Source organism: Pseudomonas sp. GL-B-19 (genome assembly GCF_019956415.1).
Lineage (GTDB): Bacteria > Pseudomonadota > Gammaproteobacteria > Pseudomonadales > Pseudomonadaceae > Aquipseudomonas.
This window is the reverse complement of sequence record NZ_JAHBDK010000042.1, coordinates 242094-262584: the sequence shown is the minus strand read 5'-3', so window position 1 is coordinate 262584 and position 20491 is coordinate 242094. Positions and strand designations below refer to the sequence as shown.

At 58.9% G+C, this 20491-nt stretch carries 18 protein-coding genes, 1 pseudogene and 1 riboswitch; of the genes and pseudogenes, 11 read left to right on the top strand and 8 right to left on the bottom strand.

The annotated features are described in order from the left end of the window. Positions 1-2 precede the first annotated feature (2 nt). The 4 genes from KGB06_RS18335 to KGB06_RS18320 all read left to right on the top strand — a co-directional run bounded on the left by KGB06_RS18335 (position 3) and on the right by KGB06_RS18320 (position 4653). Positions 3-998, top strand: coding sequence for an ArsR/SmtB family transcription factor (locus KGB06_RS18335; protein ID WP_223518176.1), 996 nt, complete (start codon positions 3-5; stop codon positions 996-998). An 18-nt stretch (positions 999-1016) separates the two neighbouring features. After that, positions 1017-2207: a methionine adenosyltransferase gene (metK, locus tag KGB06_RS18330; RefSeq protein ID WP_223518173.1), complete on the top strand. Its 1191-nt coding sequence runs from the start codon at positions 1017-1019 to the stop codon at positions 2205-2207. 278 nt (positions 2208-2485) lie between these two features. Then, entirely contained in the window at positions 2486-4159 is a 1674-nt protein-coding gene (ligB, locus tag KGB06_RS18325; RefSeq protein ID WP_223518170.1) for an NAD-dependent DNA ligase LigB, read from the top strand. Between the two features lie 98 nt (positions 4160-4257). Further along, positions 4258-4653, top strand: coding sequence for a DUF1090 domain-containing protein (locus tag KGB06_RS18320; protein WP_223518167.1), 396 nt, complete (start codon positions 4258-4260; stop codon positions 4651-4653). 62 nt (positions 4654-4715) lie between these two features. On the opposite strand, the gene KGB06_RS18315 is transcribed toward KGB06_RS18320, so the two are convergent. Then, on the bottom strand, positions 4716-5165 hold the full coding sequence (locus KGB06_RS18315) for a c-type cytochrome (RefSeq protein WP_223518166.1): 450 nt from the start codon (positions 5163-5165) through the stop codon (positions 4716-4718). A gap of 128 nt (positions 5166-5293) precedes the next feature. Here KGB06_RS18315 and KGB06_RS18310 point away from each other — a divergent pair, with 128 nt between their 5' ends. After that, the gene (locus tag KGB06_RS18310; RefSeq protein ID WP_223518164.1) at positions 5294-6478 is read left to right on the top strand and encodes a murein transglycosylase A; all 1185 of its coding nucleotides are present in this window, start codon (positions 5294-5296) and stop codon (positions 6476-6478) included. Between the two features lie 127 nt (positions 6479-6605). Here the strand turns inward: KGB06_RS18310 and KGB06_RS18305 are convergent, their stop codons facing one another. Further along, entirely contained in the window at positions 6606-6989 is a 384-nt protein-coding gene (locus KGB06_RS18305) for an MAPEG family protein (protein WP_223518161.1), read from the bottom strand. Positions 6990-7029: 40 nt separating this feature from the next. Continuing rightward, positions 7030-7863, bottom strand: coding sequence for an EamA family transporter (locus tag KGB06_RS18300; RefSeq protein WP_223518157.1), 834 nt, complete (start codon positions 7861-7863; stop codon positions 7030-7032). 182 nt (positions 7864-8045) lie between these two features. Between KGB06_RS18300 and KGB06_RS30130 the strand changes: the two are divergent. After that, positions 8046-8138 (top strand): annotated as a pseudogene (locus tag KGB06_RS30130) (hypothetical protein); the annotation flags it as partial. A 101-nt stretch (positions 8139-8239) separates the two neighbouring features. Here the strand turns inward: KGB06_RS30130 and KGB06_RS18290 are convergent. Beyond that, positions 8240-9124 carry a formate/nitrite transporter family protein gene (locus KGB06_RS18290; RefSeq protein ID WP_223518145.1) on the bottom strand — a complete coding sequence of 295 codons (885 nt, stop codon included), beginning with the start codon at positions 9122-9124 and terminating at the stop codon, positions 8240-8242. Between the two features lie 182 nt (positions 9125-9306). Further along, a complete protein-coding gene (locus KGB06_RS18285; protein ID WP_317849413.1) occupies positions 9307-9711 on the bottom strand; it encodes an acyl-CoA thioesterase in 405 nt (134 codons plus the stop codon). A 198-nt stretch (positions 9712-9909) separates the two neighbouring features. Then, positions 9910-10012, top strand: a riboswitch (S-adenosyl-L-homocysteine riboswitch). 23 nt (positions 10013-10035) lie between these two features. Here KGB06_RS18285 and ahcY point away from each other — a divergent pair. From ahcY to KGB06_RS18265, 4 genes are all read left to right on the top strand, one after another. Continuing rightward, positions 10036-11445, top strand: coding sequence for an adenosylhomocysteinase (gene ahcY, locus KGB06_RS18280; protein WP_223518143.1), 1410 nt, complete (start codon positions 10036-10038; stop codon positions 11443-11445). 168 nt (positions 11446-11613) lie between these two features. Continuing rightward, positions 11614-12459, top strand: a complete 846-nt coding sequence (metF, locus tag KGB06_RS18275) for a methylenetetrahydrofolate reductase [NAD(P)H] (RefSeq protein ID WP_223518141.1) — start codon at positions 11614-11616, stop codon at positions 12457-12459. A gap of 124 nt (positions 12460-12583) precedes the next feature. Then, the gene (locus KGB06_RS18270) at positions 12584-13399 is read left to right on the top strand and encodes a substrate-binding periplasmic protein (protein ID WP_223518137.1); all 816 of its coding nucleotides are present in this window, start codon (positions 12584-12586) and stop codon (positions 13397-13399) included. 223 nt (positions 13400-13622) lie between these two features. Then, a complete protein-coding gene (locus tag KGB06_RS18265; RefSeq protein ID WP_223518134.1) occupies positions 13623-15497 on the top strand; it encodes a DEAD/DEAH box helicase in 1875 nt (624 codons plus the stop codon). 166 nt (positions 15498-15663) lie between these two features. Here KGB06_RS18265 and KGB06_RS18260 read toward each other — a convergent pair whose 3' ends face one another. From KGB06_RS18260 to KGB06_RS18250, 3 genes are all read right to left on the bottom strand, one after another. After that, a complete protein-coding gene (locus tag KGB06_RS18260; protein ID WP_223518131.1) occupies positions 15664-16260 on the bottom strand; it encodes a YceI family protein in 597 nt (198 codons plus the stop codon). Positions 16261-16292: 32 nt separating this feature from the next. Next, positions 16293-16844, bottom strand: a complete 552-nt coding sequence (locus KGB06_RS18255) for a cytochrome b (protein ID WP_223518128.1) — start codon at positions 16842-16844, stop codon at positions 16293-16295. A 263-nt stretch (positions 16845-17107) separates the two neighbouring features. Continuing rightward, positions 17108-18832 (bottom strand): flavin monoamine oxidase family protein, encoded by a 1725-nt coding sequence (locus tag KGB06_RS18250; RefSeq protein ID WP_223518125.1) that lies wholly within the window; start codon positions 18830-18832, stop codon positions 17108-17110. A 223-nt stretch (positions 18833-19055) separates the two neighbouring features. Here KGB06_RS18250 and KGB06_RS18245 point away from each other — a divergent pair, with 223 nt between their 5' ends. Then, the gene (locus KGB06_RS18245; protein ID WP_223518123.1) at positions 19056-20462 is read left to right on the top strand and encodes an adenosylmethionine--8-amino-7-oxononanoate transaminase; all 1407 of its coding nucleotides are present in this window, start codon (positions 19056-19058) and stop codon (positions 20460-20462) included. The last annotated feature ends 29 nt before the right edge of the window (positions 20463-20491 follow it).

Sequence of the window (20491 nt, the reverse complement as noted above, 5' to 3'; positions counted from 1 at the left end):
CTATGAATTTACCCGTGCCTTCCATTCAACATGACAATTGCGACGAGCTGGCGGCCCTCTGCAAGGCCGGCGGCGATCCTCTGCGTCTGAATGTATTGCGTGCCCTGGCCAACGATTCGTTCGGCGTACTGGAACTGGCGCAGATCTTCGGCATCGGTCAGTCCGGCATGAGTCATCACCTCAAGGTATTGGCCCAGGCCGGCCTGGTGGCGACCCGCCGTGAAGGTAACGCGATTTTCTACCGTCGCGCCCTGCCCCATACCGACCTGCTGGGTGGCAAGTTGCACGCCGCGCTGCTGGAAGAAGTGGACAACCTGACCCTGCCGGCCGATGTGCAATCGCGGATCGGTCAGGTGCATGGGCAACGAGCGGCGGCCAGCCGGGACTTTTTCTCACGGGTCGCGGAGAAATTTCGCGCCCAGCAAGACTTGATCGCCGGCCTGCCGCAGTACCGCGAAAGCGTGGTGGCCTTGCTCGACAAGTTGAGTTTCAGCACAGGCGCCACGGCCATTGAAGTCGGCCCCGGTGACGGCGAGTTTCTGCCGGAACTGGCGCGCCGCTTCACTGAAGTCACCGCGCTGGACAACAGCCCGGCGATGCTCGAACTGGCCCGCCAGGTCTGTGAACGTGAAAAGCTGGCTAACGTCAGCCTGCAATTGGCCGATGCATTGAACGGTGTAAGCCTTCAAGCCGATTGCGTTGTACTGAACATGGTGCTGCACCATTTCGCCGCGCCCGCCGAAGCGCTCAAGCACATGGCCGACCTGCTGCATCCGGGCGGCAGCCTGCTCGTGACAGAGTTATGTAGCCACAACCAGAGTTGGGCCAGGGAGGCCTGCGGTGATCTCTGGATGGGGTTTGAACAGGACGATTTGGCCCGTTGGGCCACCGCTGCGGGACTCGTTCCCGGGGAAAGTCTCTATATAGGCTTACGTAATGGTTTCCAGATCCAGGTCCGCCACTTTCAGCGACCGACTGGCGACACTCACCATCGGTAAATTCAGGAAAACATCGAGATGAGCGAATACTCCCTCTTCACCTCCGAGTCCGTGTCTGAAGGACATCCGGACAAAATCGCCGACCAGATTTCCGATGCAGTGCTGGACGCCATCATTGCTGAAGACAAGTTCGCCCGTGTAGCGGTCGAGACCCTGGTAAAAACCGGCGTTGCAATCATCGCCGGTGAAGTGACCACGTCGGCCTGGGTCGATCTGGAAGACATCGTCCGTAACGTGATTCTCGACATCGGCTACAACAGCTCCAATGTCGGCTTTGACGGTGCGACCTGCGGCGTGATGAACATCATCGGCAAGCAGTCTCCCGACATCAACCAGGGTGTTGATCGTGCCAAGCCTGAAGACCAGGGCGCCGGCGACCAGGGCCTGATGTTCGGCTACGCCAGCAACGAAACCGACGTGCTGATGCCAGCACCGATCACGTTCTCGCACCAGCTTGTGCAACGGCAAGCCGAAGCCCGTAAATCCGGCCTGCTGCCTTGGCTGCGCCCGGACGCCAAGTCGCAAGTGACTTGCCGTTACGAAGGCGGCAAGGTTGTCGGTATCGACGCCGTTGTACTGTCGACCCAGCACAACCCTGACGTGTCGTACAAAGACCTGCGCGAAGGCGTGATGGAGCTGATCGTCAAGCACGTACTGCCTGCCGAACTGCTGAGCAAGGACACCCAGTTCCACATCAACCCGACTGGCCAGTTCATCATCGGCGGCCCGGTTGGCGACTGCGGCCTGACCGGTCGCAAGATCATCGTCGACAGCTACGGCGGCATGGCCCGTCACGGCGGCGGCGCGTTCTCCGGTAAAGATCCATCGAAGGTTGACCGTTCGGCCGCTTACGCCGGCCGCTACGTGGCCAAGAACATCGTTGCTGCCGGCCTGGCCGAGCGCTGCGAGATTCAGGTTTCCTACGCGATCGGTGTTGCTCAGCCTACGTCGATCTCGTTGAACACCTTCGGTACCGGCAAAATCAGCGACGACAAAATCGTCAAACTGGTTCGCGAAATTTTTGACCTGCGTCCATACGCAATCACCACCATGCTCAACCTGCTGCACCCGATGTATCAGGAAACCGCTGCGTACGGCCACTTTGGTCGCACCCCGGCCACCAAGACCGTGGGCGACGATACATTCACCACGTTCACCTGGGAAAAAACCGACCGCGCCGACGACCTGCGTCTGGCTGCCGGTTTGTAAGATTTCCCCGGCGGTACCCAAAGCCCTGCACGGTTCGCCGTGCGGGGCTTTTTATTGTCTTTCGCTTTGCACCGTATCGCCGCCATCGCGAGCAGGTCGAATCGTCGCACCGTCGCTCCCACAGGGGTTTTGTGTACGCCACAGATTGAATGTGGGAGCGAGCCTGCTCGCGAAGAGGCCAGCCCGGTCGCCCTGAAACACCAGGCAAAACACCTACCCTTCCCGCCTGAAAATTTTGACTAGCCTTCAAGCACTCCACTTGAGCAAGGACGCTCACAATGCTTCTGCGCCTGTTTTCCGTTTTCTTCCTGACCTGGTTTTGCCTCAGCTCAAACGCAGCCGACTGCCCCGACTGGCCACCCGCCCGCGCCCTGGACGAAATTACCGCCTTGCAAAAACAAATCGACCGTTGGGACGACCGCTATCACCGGAGCGGACGCTCACTGGTCGCCGACGACATCTACGATCAGTCCCGCGCGCAATTGATCGAATGGCGTGAGTGTTTTGACTTGGGCAGTGCGCCCGAACCCTTGCGCACTGCCAGTGGCCAGACAGCCCATCCCATCGCCCACACTGGCCTGGACAAACTCCGTGATGAACAGGCCGTGGAAAACTGGCTGCGCGATCGCAAGGACCTCTGGATACAACCCAAGGTCGATGGTGTGGCCGTGACTTTGATCTATCGCGATGGCCTGCTACACCAAGCCATCAGCCGTGGCGACGGGGTGAACGGACAGGACTGGACGACCTCGGCACGATTGATCCCCAGCATTCCTCGGCAACTGGCCCAATCAGTGGATTTGCTGGTGCAAGGCGAACTCTATTGGCATCTGACTGACCACGTACAAGCCAAGAGCGGTAGCCTCAATGCCCGCTCCACCGTGGCCGGCCTGATGGCCCGCAAGACCATCACCCCTGAACACGCCACCGGCATCAGGCTGTTTGTCTGGGACTGGCCACAAGGCCCGGCCAATCTGCCCGAGCGTAGCGTGACTCTGGATGAGCTGGGCTTCCCGAGCACTGCGCCCTACAGCCAACCGATCCAGACATTGGCTGATGCGCAACGTTGGCGCGATCACTGGTATCGCTCGTCCCTGCCGTTTGCCAGTGACGGTGTCGTCCTGCGCCAAAGTCAGCGCCCCTCGGCCGAACGCTGGCAAGCAAAAACACCCTACTGGGCCGTCGCCTGGAAATACCCGTTCGCTCAGGCGCTGGCGCAGGTGCGAACAGTCGAGTTCAAAATTGGGCGCACCGGTCGGATCACACCGGTGCTGAACCTGACACCAGTGACGCTCGATGACCGGCAGATCAAGCGCGTAAGTGTCAGCTCGCTGCGGCGCTGGGAGGAACTGGACATCCGTCCCGGCGATCAGGTGTCCATCAGCTTGGCGGGACTGACCATTCCCAGGCTCGACAGCGTTGTACTGCGCAACACCGAACGCCCCGAGTTGAATGTTCCGCTGGCAGCCGACTTCCATCTTTTGAGTTGCTGGAAGCCGACACCGGGGTGCGAAAGCCAATTCCTTGCGCGACTGGCCTGGCTCAGTGGCAAGCAAGGGCTGGCCTTACCCCATGTCGGCCCCGGAACATGGGAGAAACTTTTAGAAACAGGCCGTCTGAATGGCCTTCTGGATTGGTTGACCTTCGACGCTCAAGAGCTTGCTACCATTAACGGCTTCGGCGAACGCAGCAGTGCTCGTCTTTTAAACAGTTTCAACAGTGCTCGACAGCGTCCTTTCAGTCGCTGGTTGAAAGCCTTGGGTTTACCTCCGACGGGGCAGGCACAGCTTGCCAATTCATGGCAGGAACTGGCGAATCGAAACACCAAACAATGGCAGGCTGAAGCCGGGATCGGCCCGGGACGTGCGGCCCAACTGAGCGCATTTTTTCGCGACCCGCAGGTCCTGGCCTTGAGTGAAACATTACGAGTTGCCGGAATTGACGGTTTCTAGAGACCGACAATGCCCGGCAGCCCGGGAACCCCTAGGTGCCGATGTGCTCAAACGCCCATCGCCACACTGACCCGCTTGCCTTTGCACATGGAGCTTTTATGAAATTTCTTTCACCGCTCGCCCTGCTGACCCTTTGCAGTGTGTTGGCCGCTCCACTGATGGCGGCTGAAGAAGCACCGGAGTTGACCGGCTGCGCGGCCAAGAAACAGGGCATCATCAACCAGATCGAACTGGCCAAGTCACATGGCAACGCCGACCAGCAAGCAGGCCTGGAAACCGCCCTGAGCGAAGTCACGGCTCATTGCACCGATGCTTCGCTGAAGAAAGAACGGGAAAACAAAGTCCTCAATGCCAAGCATGAAGTCAGCAAGCGTCAGGCAGACCTCGACAAAGCCATGAAGAAAGGTGACCCCGAGAAGATCAACAACCGAAAAGACAAACTCGCCGAGTCCCGCAAGGAATTGCAGGATGCGCTCGACGAGTTGGATAAATAAGGCGTTTTGCAGCGATCGCTCCCATGCTCTGCGTGGGGAACGATCGACCAGCCAAGCGAGAATCAATGATCCCGAAACTGTTTATGGCAAGCACTGCAGGCATCTTCAACTTTCTGCACCGCCGGCCCAAGGTTGCTGGCCTTGTAAGGCTGAACCTGGCTGGCGATCACCAATTCACCGGTGGCGGCTTCAAGGTTGCGGGACATTTCCTGAAAACGTGTCTGCTGTTGCCAGACATTGTCCTTGGCACTGGTGTGATCTTCTTCACGCACCTGTGGAAAATGTTTCCACGGTTCACGGGACAGCGCATCGAGCTTCACGGCACCGTTGGCGAATTTCGGGCCATCAAACGCAATGCGACCACGCAACATGCCGCCCAGGTCTTCACCAGTTTGGAGCATCTGCTTGAAGATCGCTTTGCGCTGACCCAGCGGCGAATTCGGGTCGACACCGCCACAAGCGGACAACATCAGGCACGCCAGCAATACAACAGAAAGTCTTTTAAAAATCATGGTGGCTTCAGGTCACGGGAAACGGCGGCCAGTATCCTCGTGTCATCGACAAAGACCAATAGCCCTATTATCAATACGGGTTGTTTGAGCGCATGGAGCACTCAGGCGACCGGCAAAGGAATTACTCCATGAACAGCCGTTTCAAGGCATGGCGTCACCACCTCGCGTGGACTCTTCCAATGGTGGCCGTACTCGCCGGCTGCACCGGCGGCGATAACAACAAGCCAAAAACCCACGCACTGGCCACCTATTCCAGCGCCACTTGGGAAGCGCTGCCAACGGTGTCCGATAACGACCTGGTCGCCGGTTTCGGTTCGTGGCGCAGTGCCTGCAACCGACTCAAGGCCGACCTGGTCTGGGGCACGACCTGCGCGGCTTCCGCCAACGTGCCGCAAACCGCCCCTGATATCCGCAATTTTCTGAAACAAAATCTGGATGTCTATGGCCTGCGCGCCGCCAATGACAACCCCAATGGTTTGATCACCGGCTACTACGAGCCGGTCTACCCTGGCAGCCTGACCCAAACCACGACGGCAAACATCCCGGTCTATGGCGTACCCGAGGACATGATCATTGTCTCGCTGGACAGCCTCTATCCGGAACTCAAGGGCAAACGCCTGCGCGGTCGACTTGAAGGGCGAGTGCTCAAGCCTTACGACGATGCAGCAACGATCGGGACCAAAGGGGCCAAGGCGCCGGTGGTTGCCTGGCTGACTGATCCGATGAACCTGCAATTCCTGCAAATCCAGGGTTCGGGGCGCATCCAGCTCGATGACGGTCGCCAACTGCGCATCGCTTACGCCGACCAGAACGGCCATCCGTATCGGCCCATCGGTCGTTGGCTGGTGGAGCAAGGCGAGCTGAAGAAAGAAGACGTGACCATGGGCGCGATCAGCACTTGGGCCAAGGCCAATCCGACGCGTATTCCCGAGCTGCTTGCCAGCAACCCCAGCTATGTGTTTTTCACCCGCAACCCGGACAGCAACGAAGGGCCTCGCGGCTCATTGAATGTGCCGTTGACGGCGGGGTATAGCGCGGCAGTGGACCGCAAGGTGATTCCGCTGGGCAGCCTGTTGTGGCTGTCCACCACCAAACCGGACGGCACTGCACTGGTTCGTCCGGTGGCGGCTCAAGATACCGGCGGCGCGATTGCTGGCGAGGTCCGTGCGGACCTGTTCTGGGGCACAGGTGAAACGGCCGGGCAATTGGCCGGGGACATGAAGCAGCAAGGGCAGATCTGGATGCTGTGGCCTAAAGGTGCGGCGTTACCGCAAGTGCCTCAGGTGGCTGATGCGACCAACACTAAGCCCTGAGATCTGTAGTGCCGGTTAGATAGCTTTCGCGAGCAGGCTCGCTCCCACAATGGATCTTCAGTGATCCACCAGCCCCTGTGGGAGCGAGCCTGCTCGCGAAGGGGCCAGAAAAATCACTGAAGTTTTGTCAGACCGACACCACAAAGAAACTGACAATCAACCCCATCCCGACAAACCACACCAACGACCGCAAAGTCGCCCAGTCCGCCAGATAGCAAATGATGTACAGCAATCGACTGGTGATAAATAACACCGACAGCACGTTGATCGTCACCAGTTCGGCATTGCCGGCCAGGTGCGCCACGATCACCGCTGCGGCGAACGCCGGGGTCACTTCAAAACTGTTCTGTTGCGCTGCATACGCACGCCGGCCCAAACCCTCCAGCGAGTCGAGAAAATCCCGGGGATCATGGTTGTCTTTCAGTCTGAACCCGCCACTGATCTTGGCGACACCCGTGCCGATATACGGCAGGAAAATCACGATCAAAATGCACCACAGGGCAACCGTCATAGAGCAGTCCTTTCTTCAGTTTTAGGAATTCGGGTTTCGGTTAAAACTTCATCACCAATATGCCAATCATCACCAGTCCACACGCAAGCAGTCGTGGTCGACCAAAAGGTTCTTTCAGGTAACGCATGCCAAACAGCACCACCAGAATCACGCTGATCTCACGCAACGCTGCCGCTTCGGCAATCGAGCCCAGCTGCATAGCCCACAGCACCAGAGCGTAGCTGAACAACACACAGAATCCGACCGCCAGCCCCAGCCGCCACTGTTCACGCCAGAACAACCTGAACGCCGGGCGCTTACGCACCAGCGCCAGCAACGGGAATGGCCAGGCACTGAGCAACGTGACCCAGACCAGATAGTCCAGAGGATGTGACCAGCGCCGCAACGCCTGACCGTCGATGTAGGTGTAGCAACCGATGCACAAGCCGAGCAGTGCCACCACGGGCAGCATTGACCATGGCAATCGCGCGCCACCACCGCCCTGCCACAGCAGGCACGCCATGCCGAACGGGATCAACAGAATTCCAAATATCTGCTGATTCGTCAGCACTTCCCCGGCAAAGATCAGCGTCAAGGCCAGCACCACCAGCGGCGACAAGCCACGCATCAGCGGATACACCAGGCCAAGGTCACCGACCCGATACGCTTGGATCAGCAGGTAACGGTAGAGCAATTCGAACGCCGCCGACGCCAGAATCCACGGCCAGATTTCGTTGGGTGGCACGCTCAAGAACGGCACCATCACGGCGACAAACAACAGCGCCACGCTGTCCATGCAGGCCACTACCAACAAGCGTTCCGCACTGAATTTGATCAGGGTATTCCACGCCGCGTGCAACAGCGCCGCTACTAACACCAGTGCTGTTGCAAGCACGGCACACTCCTTTATTTGTTTTTGTTCCCTGCGCAAAGCGCCCGGAGAATTGATTCGCCATAGATCAGCAGCTGTTTATACTGCAAGCGACCACGCCGCACTCAGTTGCGCACAGACTAATTCCAATAAATTCTGTCCATGCCCGCTCTCACCGAGAGCGGACATCGGCGTGCGTATGCCTGATCACAGCGACCTTGCTCGCCCTCGGCGTTGCCGCGTTCGGCATCGGCACCACTGAACTCGTCATCATGGGCCTGTTGCCCGATGTCGCTCGCCTGCAACTGCTGATCATCGATCAGGCTCACGCCCACATGGACAGCGTATTTCCTGTGGGAGCGAGCAAGATCGCGAAGAAGTTGACGCGGCACACCTGTCTTCACGCCTCTTTGCGCTTGCGCGGATCAGGTGCCTGATCCGCGCTTTTCTTCGGCGGCCCGCTCTCGCTGCGAATCTGTGCATGGCTGATCAAAGCAAAGATAAAGCTGCCACCAATGATATTCCCCGCCAGCGTCGGCCCGGCGAACACCAGCCAGAAATCTTTCCACGGCAACTCGCCGGCAAACACCAGGTACGACACCTCGGCGGAGCCGACCACGATATGGGTGAAATCACCCAGCGCCATAAGGTAGGTGATAAGAATGATGATCCCCATCTTTGCGCTCTCCATGGACGGAATCATCCAGACCATGGTGGCGATCATCCAGCCCGAGACGATGCCCTTGGCGAACATTTGTCCGGTGTGGTTTTCCATGACTTTGCGGCCGATTTCGAGAAAAGCCAGGTCGGTTTTGCTGTCGAAAATCGGCAGGTTCAGCATCACATAAGCCACCAGCAACGTACCGCACAGGTTGCCCACCAGCACCACCGTCCACAGGCGCAGCAACCGACCGAAGTTGTTGAATGTGGGCTTGGTCATGACCGGCAGCACGGCGGTCAGGGTGTTTTCGGTGAACAACTGTTGACGAGCGAGGATCACCGCGAGAAAACCGGCGCAGTAGCCAAAACTGGCGATCACTTTGAAGTGCTCGCCGTCCGGCAATCGTGAGTTGAGCAAACCCATGGCCATCAGCGACAGGCCCATGGTCAAGCCAGCGGCCAGCGCCGACCACCACAGGGCAGCGACACTGCGCTCGAGTTCCTGATCGCCTTGAGTGCGGATGATTTCGTGCAGCACCGCCGCACGGGGTGGCTGGTTTTTGTCGACTTCGTGCTGTTCTTCAGCCGAGAGGTTCGGGGTTTTGCCGTCTTTTGGGGTGTCCATAGCGTTCCGGAACCGGTGGCGTGTCATGTAGGTACGACACGCGTGGTTCGGAGCTGTTCAGTACTCGAATAAACGAAACCACTCCTGTAGGAGCCGAGCTTGCTCGCGATGGCGTCATTCGCATCACCGCCGAAACCGAAGTGAACCCATCGCGAGCAAGCTCGGCTCCTACAGGGCTCGCATTACGAGCCGGCCACATCATCCTGAAACTGATCTTTGACGTATTTGATCTCGGTACGACCATGCGGCGCCGGTAAGCCGTCTTCGCCCAAGTTGACGAACACCATCTTTTCCACGGTGAGGATGCTTTTGCGGGTGATCTTGTTACGCACTTCACACGTCAGGCTAATCGAGGTGCGACCGAACTCGGTGGCGGTGATGCCCAGCTCGATAATGTCGCCCTGGCGCGAGGCGCTGACGAAGTTGATTTCGGAAATGTACTTGGTGACGACGCGCTGGTTGCCCAGCTGGACGATGGCATAGATCGCCGCTTCTTCATCGATCCAGCGCAACAGGCTACCGCCGAACAGCGTGCCGTTGGGGTTGAGGTCTTCAGGTTTTACCCATTTGCGGGTGTGGAAATTCATATTCACTCCTGAGCGTCTTGCGAAATGATGAGGGGCATCATGGCAGAGCCCGGGCTAGAGCTCTATTACGCATAGACTATGGTCTCGATTACCGTTCAGACATTGACCGACAGAAACGCTTTGGAAGATCAGCATAGCCCGCTATAATCGCCACCGTTTCAAAACGGTAACGATTCATTGATACCGTTTTCCCGCCACCTGTCCGAGGGGCGCTGCAGCAGGTTCGACCTGTCAGGCTCGGATGGGGCGTTGCTTGGCTGTGATCAGCCAGACACTAAACGCACAACGGCGCCCATTCGCATACATTACGAATGGAGGCTCTTCATGAGCGCTGTTATCACGCCTGCAGATTTTAACGATTACAAAGTGGCCGACATGTCCCTGGCTGCCTGGGGTCGTCGCGAAACCATCATCGCCGAATCCGAAATGCCTGCCCTGATGGGTCTGCGCCGCAAATACGCCGGTGAGCAGCCGCTCAAAGGCGCGAAAATCCTCGGCTGCATCCACATGACCATTCAGACTGCCGTGCTGATCGAAACCCTGGTTGCCCTGGGTGCCGAAGTGCGTTGGTCGTCCTGCAACATTTTCTCGACTCAAGACCAGGCTGCTGCCGCTATCGCTGCTGCCGGCATCGCGGTTTTCGCCTGGAAAGGCGAGACTGAAGAAGAGTACGAGTGGTGCCTGGAGCAAACCATCCTGAAGGATGGCGCGCCTTGGGATGCCAACATGATCCTCGACGACGGCGGCGACCTGACCGAGCTGCTGCACAAGAAATACCCGGCGATCCTGGACCGCGTCCACGGCGTCACCGAAGAAACCACCACCGGCGTTCACCGCCTGCTGGACATGCTGGCCAAGGGCGAGCTGAAAATCCCGGCCATCAACGTCAACGACTCGGTGACCAAGAGCAAGAACGACAACAAGTACGGCTGCCGTCACAGCCTGAACGACGCGATCAAGCGCGGCACTGACCACCTGCTGTCCGGCAAGCAAGCGCTGGTCATCGGTTACGGTGACGTGGGCAAGGGCTCCGCTCAGTCCCTGCGCCAGGAAGGCATGATCGTTAAAGTCTCCGAAGTTGACCCGATCTGCGCCATGCAAGCCTGCATGGACGGCTACGAGCTGGTTTCGCCGTTCATCGACGGCATCAACGACGGCACCGAAGCCAGCATCGACAAAGCACTGCTGGGCAAGATCGACCTGATCGTGACCACCACCGGCAACGTCAATGTTTGCGACTCGAACATGCTCAAAGCCCTGAAGAAGCGCGCTGTTGTCTGCAACATCGGTCACTTCGACAACGAAATCGACACCGCTTTCATGCGTAAAAACTGGGCGTGGGAAGAAGTGAAGCCACAGGTTCACAAAATCCACCGTACCGGCCCGGGTGCTTTCGACGCTCAGAACGACGACTACCTGATCCTGCTGGCCGAAGGCCGTCTGGTTAACCTGGGTAACGCCACTGGCCACCCAAGCCGCATCATGGACGGTTCGTTCGCCAACCAGGTGCTGGCACAGATCTTCCTGTTCGATCAGAAGTACGCCGACCTGTCGCCTGCCCAGAAAGCCGAGCGCCTGACCGTTGAAGTACTGCCGAAGAAACTCGACGAAGAAGTGGCCCTGGAAATGGTCCGCGGTTTCGGCGGCGTTGTGACTCAACTGACCAAGACCCAGGCCGACTACATCGGCGTGACCGTCGAAGGTCCGTTCAAGCCGCACGCTTACCGCTACTGATTCGCTGACCGGCGACGCGGTGTTCTGATACACCGCATCGCCTGATTCGCCAGCAAGCCGGCTCCTACAAAGGAAACGCGTACGACGCAATCCCTGTAGGAGCTGGCTTGCCAGCGAAGGCGTCGTAACGGACACACCGTTGGCTCTCGCGTTTCCAAGGATACGACCATGTCCCAAGACCGTCGCTACAGCTTCGAGTTCTTCCCTACGAAGACCGACGCTGGGCATGAAAAGCTGCTCGCCACTGCCCGTCAGCTGGCTACGTATAACCCCGATTTCTTCTCCTGCACCTATGGCGCTGGCGGTTCGACCCGTGATCGCACCCTCAACACCGTGTTGCAGCTCGAAAGCGAAGTCAAAGTCCCTGCCGCACCGCATATGTCTTGCGTGGGCGACAGCAAGGACGACTTGCGCGGCCTGCTGGCCCAGTACAAGGCTGCCGGCATCAAGCGTATCGTTGCCCTGCGCGGTGACCTGCCTTCGGGCATGGGCATGGCCAGCGGTGAAATGCGCCACGCCAACGACCTGGTCGAATTCATTCGTGAAGAGACCGGCGATCATTTCCACATCGAAGTCGCCGCTTACCCGGAAATGCATCCGCAAGCGCGTAATTACGAAGACGATATCGCCAATTTCGTGCGCAAGGCTAAATCTGGCGCCGACAGTGCGATCACCCAGTACTTCTTCAACGCTGACAGCTACTTCTACTTCGTCGAGCGTGTACGAGCGTTGGGCGTGAATATCCCGATCGTGCCGGGGATCATGCCGATCACCAACTACAGCAAACTGGCGCGTTTCTCTGACGCCTGCGGCGCGGAAATCCCGCGCTGGATCCGCAAACAGCTGGAAGCCTACGGCGACGACACCCAGAGCATTCAAGGCTTTGGTGAGCAAGTCATCACCGAAATGTGCGAACGCCTGTTACAAGGTGGCGCACCGGGGCTGCACTTCTACACACTGAATCAGGCTGAAGCGAGCCTGGCAGTGTGGAACAACCTGAAGTTGCCGCGCTGAAACAGTGCAAAACCATGAAAAGGCTCTGGCGAAATCCAGGGCCTTTTTTATGGAATATGTCTTGTGTGAGAGCTTCTGGATCCAGTTTCTGGCTCTTTATGATTTCTCGTCGTAATCTCAAGCCATGCCCCTGATTTCGCAATGTCTGACAGTGCTGCTTTTTACTTGCCTGAGCTTCGCAGCCCGGGGCGAGAAGCTGCGCATTGTCACTGAGCCGTGGGCGCCTTACGTCTACGAGGAAAATGGCAAAGCCCTGGGGCTGGATTACGAAACCACAGCCATCGTCTTCAAACGCCTGGGGATCGAAGTGGAGTGGCAGTTCCTGCCGTGGAAACGCTGCCTGTCGATGCTCGAAACCGGCCAGGCGGATGGCGTGCTGGACATTTTCCACAGCGATGAGCGTGACGCGACCCTGCTCTATCCCATTGAACCGCTCTCGGATGTCGAGTTCGTGATGTTCTATTCCAACGACCGGCCTTATCCGTTTCGCACCCTGAACGACCTGAAAGGCCTGACCATCGGCACCTCGCCGGGCTATCTCTACAGCAAGGACTTCAGCGAATCGCCGCTGTTCACCCGTGAACCGGCGCCGACCCATGAAGCCAACTTTGGCAAGCTGATACGCGGGCGGATCGACCTGTTGATCACTGATCGCCGGGTCGGCCAGCACTTGCTCGATGAATTGGGTATCCGCGACAAGATCACTGAAAACCCGACCGTCATCAGCCACCAGAGTCAGTTTCTGGCGGTACGTAAAAATGCCGGCATGGATTTGCTGGTGCAACGTTTCGGTGCCGAGCTCAAGCGTTTCAAGCGCGAACCCGCCTACGCGGAGCTTAGCGCCCGTTACGGCGCGGAACCCGGTGCCGCCCTTAAAGCCGACACCGCCACCGCGACCACTGCAAAAACCGTTGAGCAGCAGGAAAGCGGCGCGCAGTGATTGCTCTGTTATACTCCGGCCTTCCCGCCAGGCTCACGCCCGGACGCTCGGACTTGTTAAAGGCATCTTGACCCCGCTACAGCGCAGCTCTTCAGCCCGCGCGAGCGCTCCAGACGAGCTTTCAAGGCCCAGCAGGACCGGACGGGATTGCGTTCTTCTTAAACGCCATTCGCGCCAGGCAAGACTCCCATTGGGCCAAGCCCTAACTAAAACAGGATTACTCATGTCCTTTGCTTCCCTCGGTCTCTCCGAGGCTTTAGTCCGCGCCATCGAGGCAGCGGGCTATACCGAGCCCACTCCGGTGCAACAGCGGGCCATTCCCGCCGTGTTGCAAGGTCGCGACCTGATGGTTGCGGCTCAGACAGGTACTGGTAAAACCGGTGGCTTCGCCCTTCCGATCCTGGAGCGGTTGTTCCCTAACGGTCACCCGGACAAATCCCAGCGTCATGGCCCGCGCCAACCGCGCGTATTGGTCCTGACCCCGACCCGCGAGCTCGCGGCTCAAGTACACGAGAGCTTCAAGGTCTATGCCCGTGACCTGAAGTTCGTCAGCGCCTGCATCTTCGGCGGCGTTGGCATGAACCCGCAGGTTCAGGCCATGTCCCGCGGTGTTGACGTACTGGTGGCCTGCCCTGGCCGCCTGCTCGACCTCGCCGGCCAAGGCAGCGTCGATTTGTCCCACGTGGAAATCCTCGTGCTCGACGAAGCTGACCGCATGCTCGACATGGGCTTTGTCCATGACGTGAAAAAGGTTTTGGCCCGCCTGCCAGCCAAACGGCAGAACCTGCTGTTCTCGGCGACGTTCTCCAAGGACATCACCGACCTCGCCGGCAAGCTGCTGCACAACCCGGAACGCATCGAAGTCACGCCACCGAACACCACGGTCGAGCGTATCGAACAGCGCGTGTTCCGTCTGGCCGCCAACCATAAGCGTTCGCTGCTGGCCCACCTGATCACCGCTGGCGCCTGGGAACAGGTGCTGGTGTTCACCCGCACCAAGCACGGCGCCAACCGCTTGGCCGAGTACCTGGACAAACACGGCCTCAGCGCCGTCGCGATCCACGGCAACAAGAGCCAGAACGCCCGCACCAAAGCCCTGGCCGATTTCAAGGCCGGTGAAGTGCGCATTCTGGTGGCCACCGACATCGCCGCTCGCGGCCTGGACATCGACCAGTTGCCACACGTGGTCAACTTCGAACTGCCAAACGTCGACGAAGACTACGTTCACCGCATTGGCCGTACTGGCCGTGCCGGTCGTTCGGGCGAAGCGATCTCGCTGGTCGCGCCGGACGAAGAGAAGTTGCTGAAAAGCATCGAGCGCATGACCAAGCAGAAGATTGCCGACGGCAACCTGATGGGCTTCGACTCAAGTGCAGTAGAAGCCGAGAAACCAGAAGTGCGCGAGCGTCCGGATGTGCGTAACCCGCGCAACCCACGTGGCCCGCGCGGCGACGGCCCGAACGGCACCGGTGGTGGTGGCGGTCGTAAAGACAAGGGCAAGGACAAGGGCGGCAAGGAAAAACCTGCCGCTACTGGCCGTGGCGATCGCCCGGCGCGTGAACACAAGCCACGCGAAGGCACCCCGGCTCGCGAGCAACAGCGCCCGGCCCCTCGCGCCGCTGCTGACCGCGCTCCGGACGAGTTCCTGGACGACGATATCGATAACTTCGGTAACCGCGTTGATTACGTCCCGCAAGCCAAACCGGCTCAGGGCCGTGGTCGCCGTCCGGGTGCTCCGGCACAAGGCACGGCTGCTGGCGCAGGTGCTCCGCGCACCGGCGGCAAGCCTCAGGGTCGCCAAAGCGGTCCGCGCAGCAGCGATGGCGCCACCACCGGCACGCCGCCGGCCAAACGCAGCGGCCCACGCAGCGGCGCTCCACGTGACGGTCAGGCCCGTCGCGAAGAAAGCCGCAACCGTCGCCCTGCTCGTGACGATCAGCCGCGTTCGGAACCCGCCGTGCAAAACCCGCGCAGTCCAGCGCCGAAGATCATTCACAAGGAGTCGAAAACCGATCGTTTCCCGACTCCTGAGCAACTTGATCAATTGCCAGGCCGTCCGCGTGGCGAAAAACCAGCGTTGCTGACCCGCAATCGCTGATTTATCGCTGCCATAAAAAATGCCCCTGATCGCGAGATCAGGGGCATTTTTTATGCACTAACGTAAAACTGTAGGAGCAAGGCTTGCCCGCGATGGGTTCACCTCGGTTTCGCAGGTGTTGCTAATAGTGCTATCGCGAGCGAGCTCAGCTCCTACCGTCTCAGCATTACTTCGCTTTCACACCTTCAAACGTCACGTACAGCTCGACCGCATCGGACGCTGGACCCAGGTTTTTTTGCTTGCCGAAATCGGAACGCTTGATGTCGAAGGTGCCCTCGAAACCGGCACGGTAGCCGCCCCATGGATCCTTGCCTTCACCCAGGAAAGTAGCCTTGACCACGATTGGCTTGGTCACGCCCAGGATAGTCAGGTCGCCGGCCACATCGGCAGTGTCTTTGCCAGCGGCATTTTTACCCGTTGGTGTGACGCTGGTGGAAACGAAGGTGGCTTTGGCAAACTTGCCCGAGTTCAGGAGATCATCATCGCCGGCTATGTGCTTGTCGCGCTCAGCATTGTTGGAGAAAACGCTGGCGGTGTTCACATTGAACTCGATCTTGCTGTCTTCAGGCTTGGCAGCGTCGAAGCTGAACTTGCCGTCGATGTCCTTGAAGGTACCGGTGATGAAGCTGTAGCCCAGATGGCTGATCTTGAAGTTGACGAAGGCGTGCTGGCCAGTTTTGTCGACAACGTAGTCAGCGGCCATTACGTTGGCGGACAGCAGAGCAGAACCGATTGCCAGAGCGGCGAGAGTCTTTTTCAACATGCTTTGTTTTCCTAGGGAGTCGAGGTTGAACTTCAGGCTTTGCGACCCAGCATTCGCTTGAGGGTCACATCACGGTCGATAAAGTGGTGCTTCAATGCTGCCAACGCATGGAGGCCGGAAAAAATTACCAGCACCCACGCCAGGTAGAGGTGAATCGCACCGGCGTTATCTGCCTGGTCCGGCAGTCCGGAAATCAGGGCAGGCACTTCAAACCAGTCAAACACCGGAATACCGGCACCTTCTGCGGTGGAAATCAGGTAACCGGCAATCATTACAGCGAACAGGCAGAGATACAGAAAGGCATGGCCGAAATGGGCACCCAGACGCGTCATGCGACTGTAGCTGGTCAAGGTCGGTGGTGGTGGGCTGACGAAACGCCACAATACCCGCAGCACCATGACGCCCAGCAAGATCAAACCAATGCTCTTATGCAGATCCGGCCCGTCTTTGCGCCATGGGTCGTAATAGTCGAGGCCAACCATCCACAGTCCGAGGGCGAATAAACCGAATACGGCCAGTGCCACGCCCCAGTGCATGATAATGCTGACCCAGCCGTAGCGGGAGGTAGAGTTACGTAGCTGCATTGCCTAGATCCCTGTAAGTGCTGGCCAAAGACTATCGGGTTATCTATCGAATTAAAGCTGAAGTTTTCGCTTTGAAATCTCGAGAAATACGATCAGGAGCTTGTAATGAGCGTGTTAAGGAAAGATTAAAGACTACTGCGTGAGAAAAAATGAAGTCCAACAGAAGAACACCTGCGCCCCAGGGTTTATTCGATTCCCGGTACTGGTTTTCTTCACCCATAAAAAAACGCGGCATCTCTGCCGCGTCTTTTTAATCCCGACGCTTACTGCGCCTTGGTAACCGTTGTCGGTGTCGCAGCGGGTTTAGCCGCTGGTTTCTTCACCGGAGCCTTTTTGGCTTCGGTTTTGGCTGCAGGCTTCTTCGCCGGAGCTTTAGCCGGTGCCTTTTTGGCAGGCTCGGCTTTCACTGGCGTTGCAGGCTTCGGTGCTTCGACCGGTGCCGGTGCAGCTACTGGAGCTGGAGCCGGTGCTGGTGGAGTGACAGGCTCAGGTGCCTTGACCGGCTCTGGCTTCTTGGCGTCATCCGAACCACCGAACAGGTTGCTGAAGAAGTTACCTTTCTTCGCCGCCACCGCGCCGGCCGCCGCTGCCGTCGCCACTTTCGCCGGCTCAAACGACTTGCCCGCCGCCAGGTCTTCAACCTGACTGGCCGCACGCTGGCCGGTGCGCAATGCGCCTTCCAGAGTGCCCGGGTACAAGGTGTCAGTGTGTTCGCCGGCGAACGCTACGCGCTCAATCGGGCGCTCCCACAGGCGCCAGTATTTGCTGATCTGGCCCGGGCCAAAGGCCAGGTAAGCGCCGCCCATCGACGGGTCGGTGCTGTAGCGGCGGATTTCATAACCGGTGAAAGAACCACGCGCCTGTGGATAAAAGGCGTGCAGGCGAATCAGCACCTGATCGACCATTTGCTTGTCGCCGAACGCCTGCATCACACGAGCGTTGTCGCCAGACAGGTTGATCACCACGTTGGCGCCGCCCTTCAAGGCAGGCTCGATCCACAACATGCCCAGGCCTGTATTGCTGAAAATCTCGCCGGACATGCGCGCTTTGGATTCCCACACCGGCGTCTTGAACTTCAGCATGATCTGGTCGCGCCAGCCGTAGTTGGTGCCTTTGATGGCGCCCATGTGCTGGGCATCCAGCGACGGGGTCATCTGGATCTTGCCCAGTGCGCGCAACGGCACCGCCAATACCACGTAATCAGCCTGATAGCCGACGCTACCCACTTTGACGGTCACGCCGTCCTTGTCCTGAGTGATCGAAGAGACCGGGGAGTTGGTCTTGATCGTTTTCAGTTGTTTGACGAACGCCTGGGCCAGTACCGGGCTGCCGCCAACCAGTCGCGAAGCACGCAGGTCACGATCGGAAGTGCCACGGTAAACACGGCTCTGCTGTGCGAAGTACAACAGCGACAAACGCGAAGGTTCGTCATAGCGGGTACGAATCTGCTGATTCACCAACTGACGAGCAGTCGCTGGCAGGTTCTGCTTGTCGAGCCAGCTGGACACGGTGATCTGATCCAGCGCGTGCAGCGTGTTGTTGGCAATCGGGTTCTGCGGGTCGTCAATCGAGCGCGCCAGATCATCCACGGTTTTTTCGAAGCGCTTGAGCGCTTCGGCAGTGGCTGGCTGCTTGGTCGCCAGATCGGCGGCGGTGAAATACTCACCATCGATCAGGTAGCCTGGAGTCCGCACGAATTCAGGGGCTGGCGTGGTGCTCAGCTTGAAGGTCGACACGTACTTGTTCAGCACCGGCTGAGTCTTGTCGTTGCCGATCCACTCGCTGGTGGCCATGCCGGAGCGACCGCCCAGGCTCGATTTGGCTTCCAGCAGCGTGACCTGCCAGCCTTTGTTTTGCAGCTCGTAAGCCGCGGTCAGGCCAGACAGCCCGCCACCGACCACGATCACGGTTTTATCCTTGGCCAGCGCAGACACGCTGAACAGCCCCAACATCACCAGCGCACAGGCGCGCAGCCAACCGACAGACATTCAGCGAACTCCGGAAATACATGAAGAAAAAACAGTTTTTACGAGTCAGTCGACTCCAGGAACCGCGAAGGATACGTCAGGCTTCAGACGCCTGCCAGCAGCGTCTATCGACCGATACAAAGTAGCTCAATCGACACAATGGGTTGTCCCCAAGCCACGCATTGCATAGGCTTGCGCGATTGTTTGCCCGCCTACGTCGCGGGTAGCCTCGAGGAGACAGAAAATGGGCCTGAATAAACAGTGGATGGAACGCGATCTCGCGGTGTTGTGGCATCCCTGCACCCAGATGAAAGACCACGAACAGCTACCGCTGATCCCGATTAAACGCGGGGAAGGTGTGTGGCTGGAAGACTTCGAAGGCAAGCGCTACCTCGACGCTGTCAGCTCCTGGTGGGTCAACGTGTTTGGCCACGCCAACCCGCGCATCAATCAGCGCATCAAGGATCAGGTCGATCAGCTGGAACACGTGATCCTCGCTGGCTTCAGCCATCAGCCGGTGATCGAGCTGTCCGAGCGGCTGGTGAAGATGACCCCGGAGGGCCTGACCCGGTGCTTCTACGCCGATAACGGTTCGTCCTGCATCGAAGTCGCACTGAAAATGAGCTTTCACTACTGGCTCAACCGCGGCCAGCCGAACAAGAAGCGCTTTGTCACCCTGACCAACAGCTACCACGGCGAAACCATGGCGGCGATGTCGGTGGGCGACGTGCCGCTGTTCACCGAAACCTACAAGGCGCTGCTGCTGGACACCATCAAGGTGCCGAGCCCCGACTGCTACCTGCGCCCCGAAGGCATGAGCTGGGAAGAACACTCACGCAACATGTTCGCCGCCATGGAACAGACCCTGGCGGAGAACCATGACAGCGTCGCGGCAGTGATCGTCGAACCGCTGATCCAGGGCGCTGGCGGCATGCGCATGTACCACCCGGTTTACCTCAAACTGCTGCGCGAAGCCTGCGACCGCTACGGCGTGCACCTGATCCACGACGAAATCGCCGTCGGCTTTGGCCGCACCGGCACGATGTTCGCCTGCGAACAGGCCGGCATCCGCCCGGATTTCCTCTGCCTGTCCAAGGCCCTCACCGGCGGTTACCTGCCGTTGGCGGCCTGCGTGACGACCGAAGACGTCTACAGCGCCTTCTACGACGACTACCCGACGCTGCGCGCCTTCCTGCATTCGCACAGCTACACCGGCAACCCGTTGGCGTGCGCCGCCGCACTGGCAACGCTGGATATCTTCGAAGAAGACAACGTCATCGAGAACAACAAGGCGCTCGCCCAGCGCATGGCCTCCTCCACCGCGCACCTGGCCGACCATCCGAACGTCTCGGAAGTACGACAGACCGGCATGGTGCTGGCCATCGAGATGGTCAAGGACAAGGCTACGAAAGAAGCCTACCCGTGGCAGGAACGTCGTGGCTTGAAGGTGTTCCAGCACGCACTGGAACGCGGTGCTTTACTACGACCGTTGGGCAGCGTGGTGTATTTCCTGCCGCCGTACGTGATCACGCCGGAGCAGATCGACTTTCTGGCCGAAGTGGCCAGCGAAGGCATCGACATCGCGACGCGTAACAGCGTCAGCGTGGCGGTGCCGAAAGACTTCCACCCGGGATTCCGTGATCCGGGCTGATTGATTTCACCCGATCTTCTGTGGTGCCT

Bases quoted from the DNA above. Each gene is read 5' to 3' on its own strand.
- KGB06_RS18260 (WP_223518131.1), bottom strand. From the start codon at position 16,260: ATGTTGAAAAAGACTCTCGCCGCTCTGGCAATCGGTTCTGCTCTGCTG.
- KGB06_RS18310 (WP_223518164.1), top strand. From the start codon at position 5,294: ATGAACAGCCGTTTCAAGGCATGGCGTCACCACCTCGCGTGGACTCTT.
- KGB06_RS18270 (WP_223518137.1), top strand. From the start codon at position 12,584: ATGCCCCTGATTTCGCAATGTCTGACAGTGCTGCTTTTTACTTGCCTG.
- KGB06_RS18320 (WP_223518167.1), top strand. From the start codon at position 4,258: ATGAAATTTCTTTCACCGCTCGCCCTGCTGACCCTTTGCAGTGTGTTG.
- KGB06_RS18265 (WP_223518134.1), top strand. From the start codon at position 13,623: ATGTCCTTTGCTTCCCTCGGTCTCTCCGAGGCTTTAGTCCGCGCCATC.
- KGB06_RS18250 (WP_223518125.1), bottom strand. From the start codon at position 18,832: ATGTCTGTCGGTTGGCTGCGCGCCTGTGCGCTGGTGATGTTGGGGCTG.
- ligB (WP_223518170.1), top strand. From the start codon at position 2,486: ATGCTTCTGCGCCTGTTTTCCGTTTTCTTCCTGACCTGGTTTTGCCTC.
- KGB06_RS18285 (WP_317849413.1), bottom strand. From the start codon at position 9,711: ATGAATTTCCACACCCGCAAATGGGTAAAACCTGAAGACCTCAACCCC.
- KGB06_RS18315 (WP_223518166.1), bottom strand. From the start codon at position 5,165: ATGATTTTTAAAAGACTTTCTGTTGTATTGCTGGCGTGCCTGATGTTG.
- ahcY (WP_223518143.1), top strand. From the start codon at position 10,036: ATGAGCGCTGTTATCACGCCTGCAGATTTTAACGATTACAAAGTGGCC.
- metF (WP_223518141.1), top strand. From the start codon at position 11,614: ATGTCCCAAGACCGTCGCTACAGCTTCGAGTTCTTCCCTACGAAGACC.
- KGB06_RS18305 (WP_223518161.1), bottom strand. From the start codon at position 6,989: ATGACGGTTGCCCTGTGGTGCATTTTGATCGTGATTTTCCTGCCGTAT.
- KGB06_RS18245 (WP_223518123.1), top strand. From the start codon at position 19,056: ATGGGCCTGAATAAACAGTGGATGGAACGCGATCTCGCGGTGTTGTGG.
- metK (WP_223518173.1), top strand. From the start codon at position 1,017: ATGAGCGAATACTCCCTCTTCACCTCCGAGTCCGTGTCTGAAGGACAT.
- KGB06_RS18335 (WP_223518176.1), top strand. From the start codon at position 3: ATGAATTTACCCGTGCCTTCCATTCAACATGACAATTGCGACGAGCTG.
- KGB06_RS18290 (WP_223518145.1), bottom strand. From the start codon at position 9,124: ATGGACACCCCAAAAGACGGCAAAACCCCGAACCTCTCGGCTGAAGAA.
- KGB06_RS18255 (WP_223518128.1), bottom strand. From the start codon at position 16,844: ATGCAGCTACGTAACTCTACCTCCCGCTACGGCTGGGTCAGCATTATC.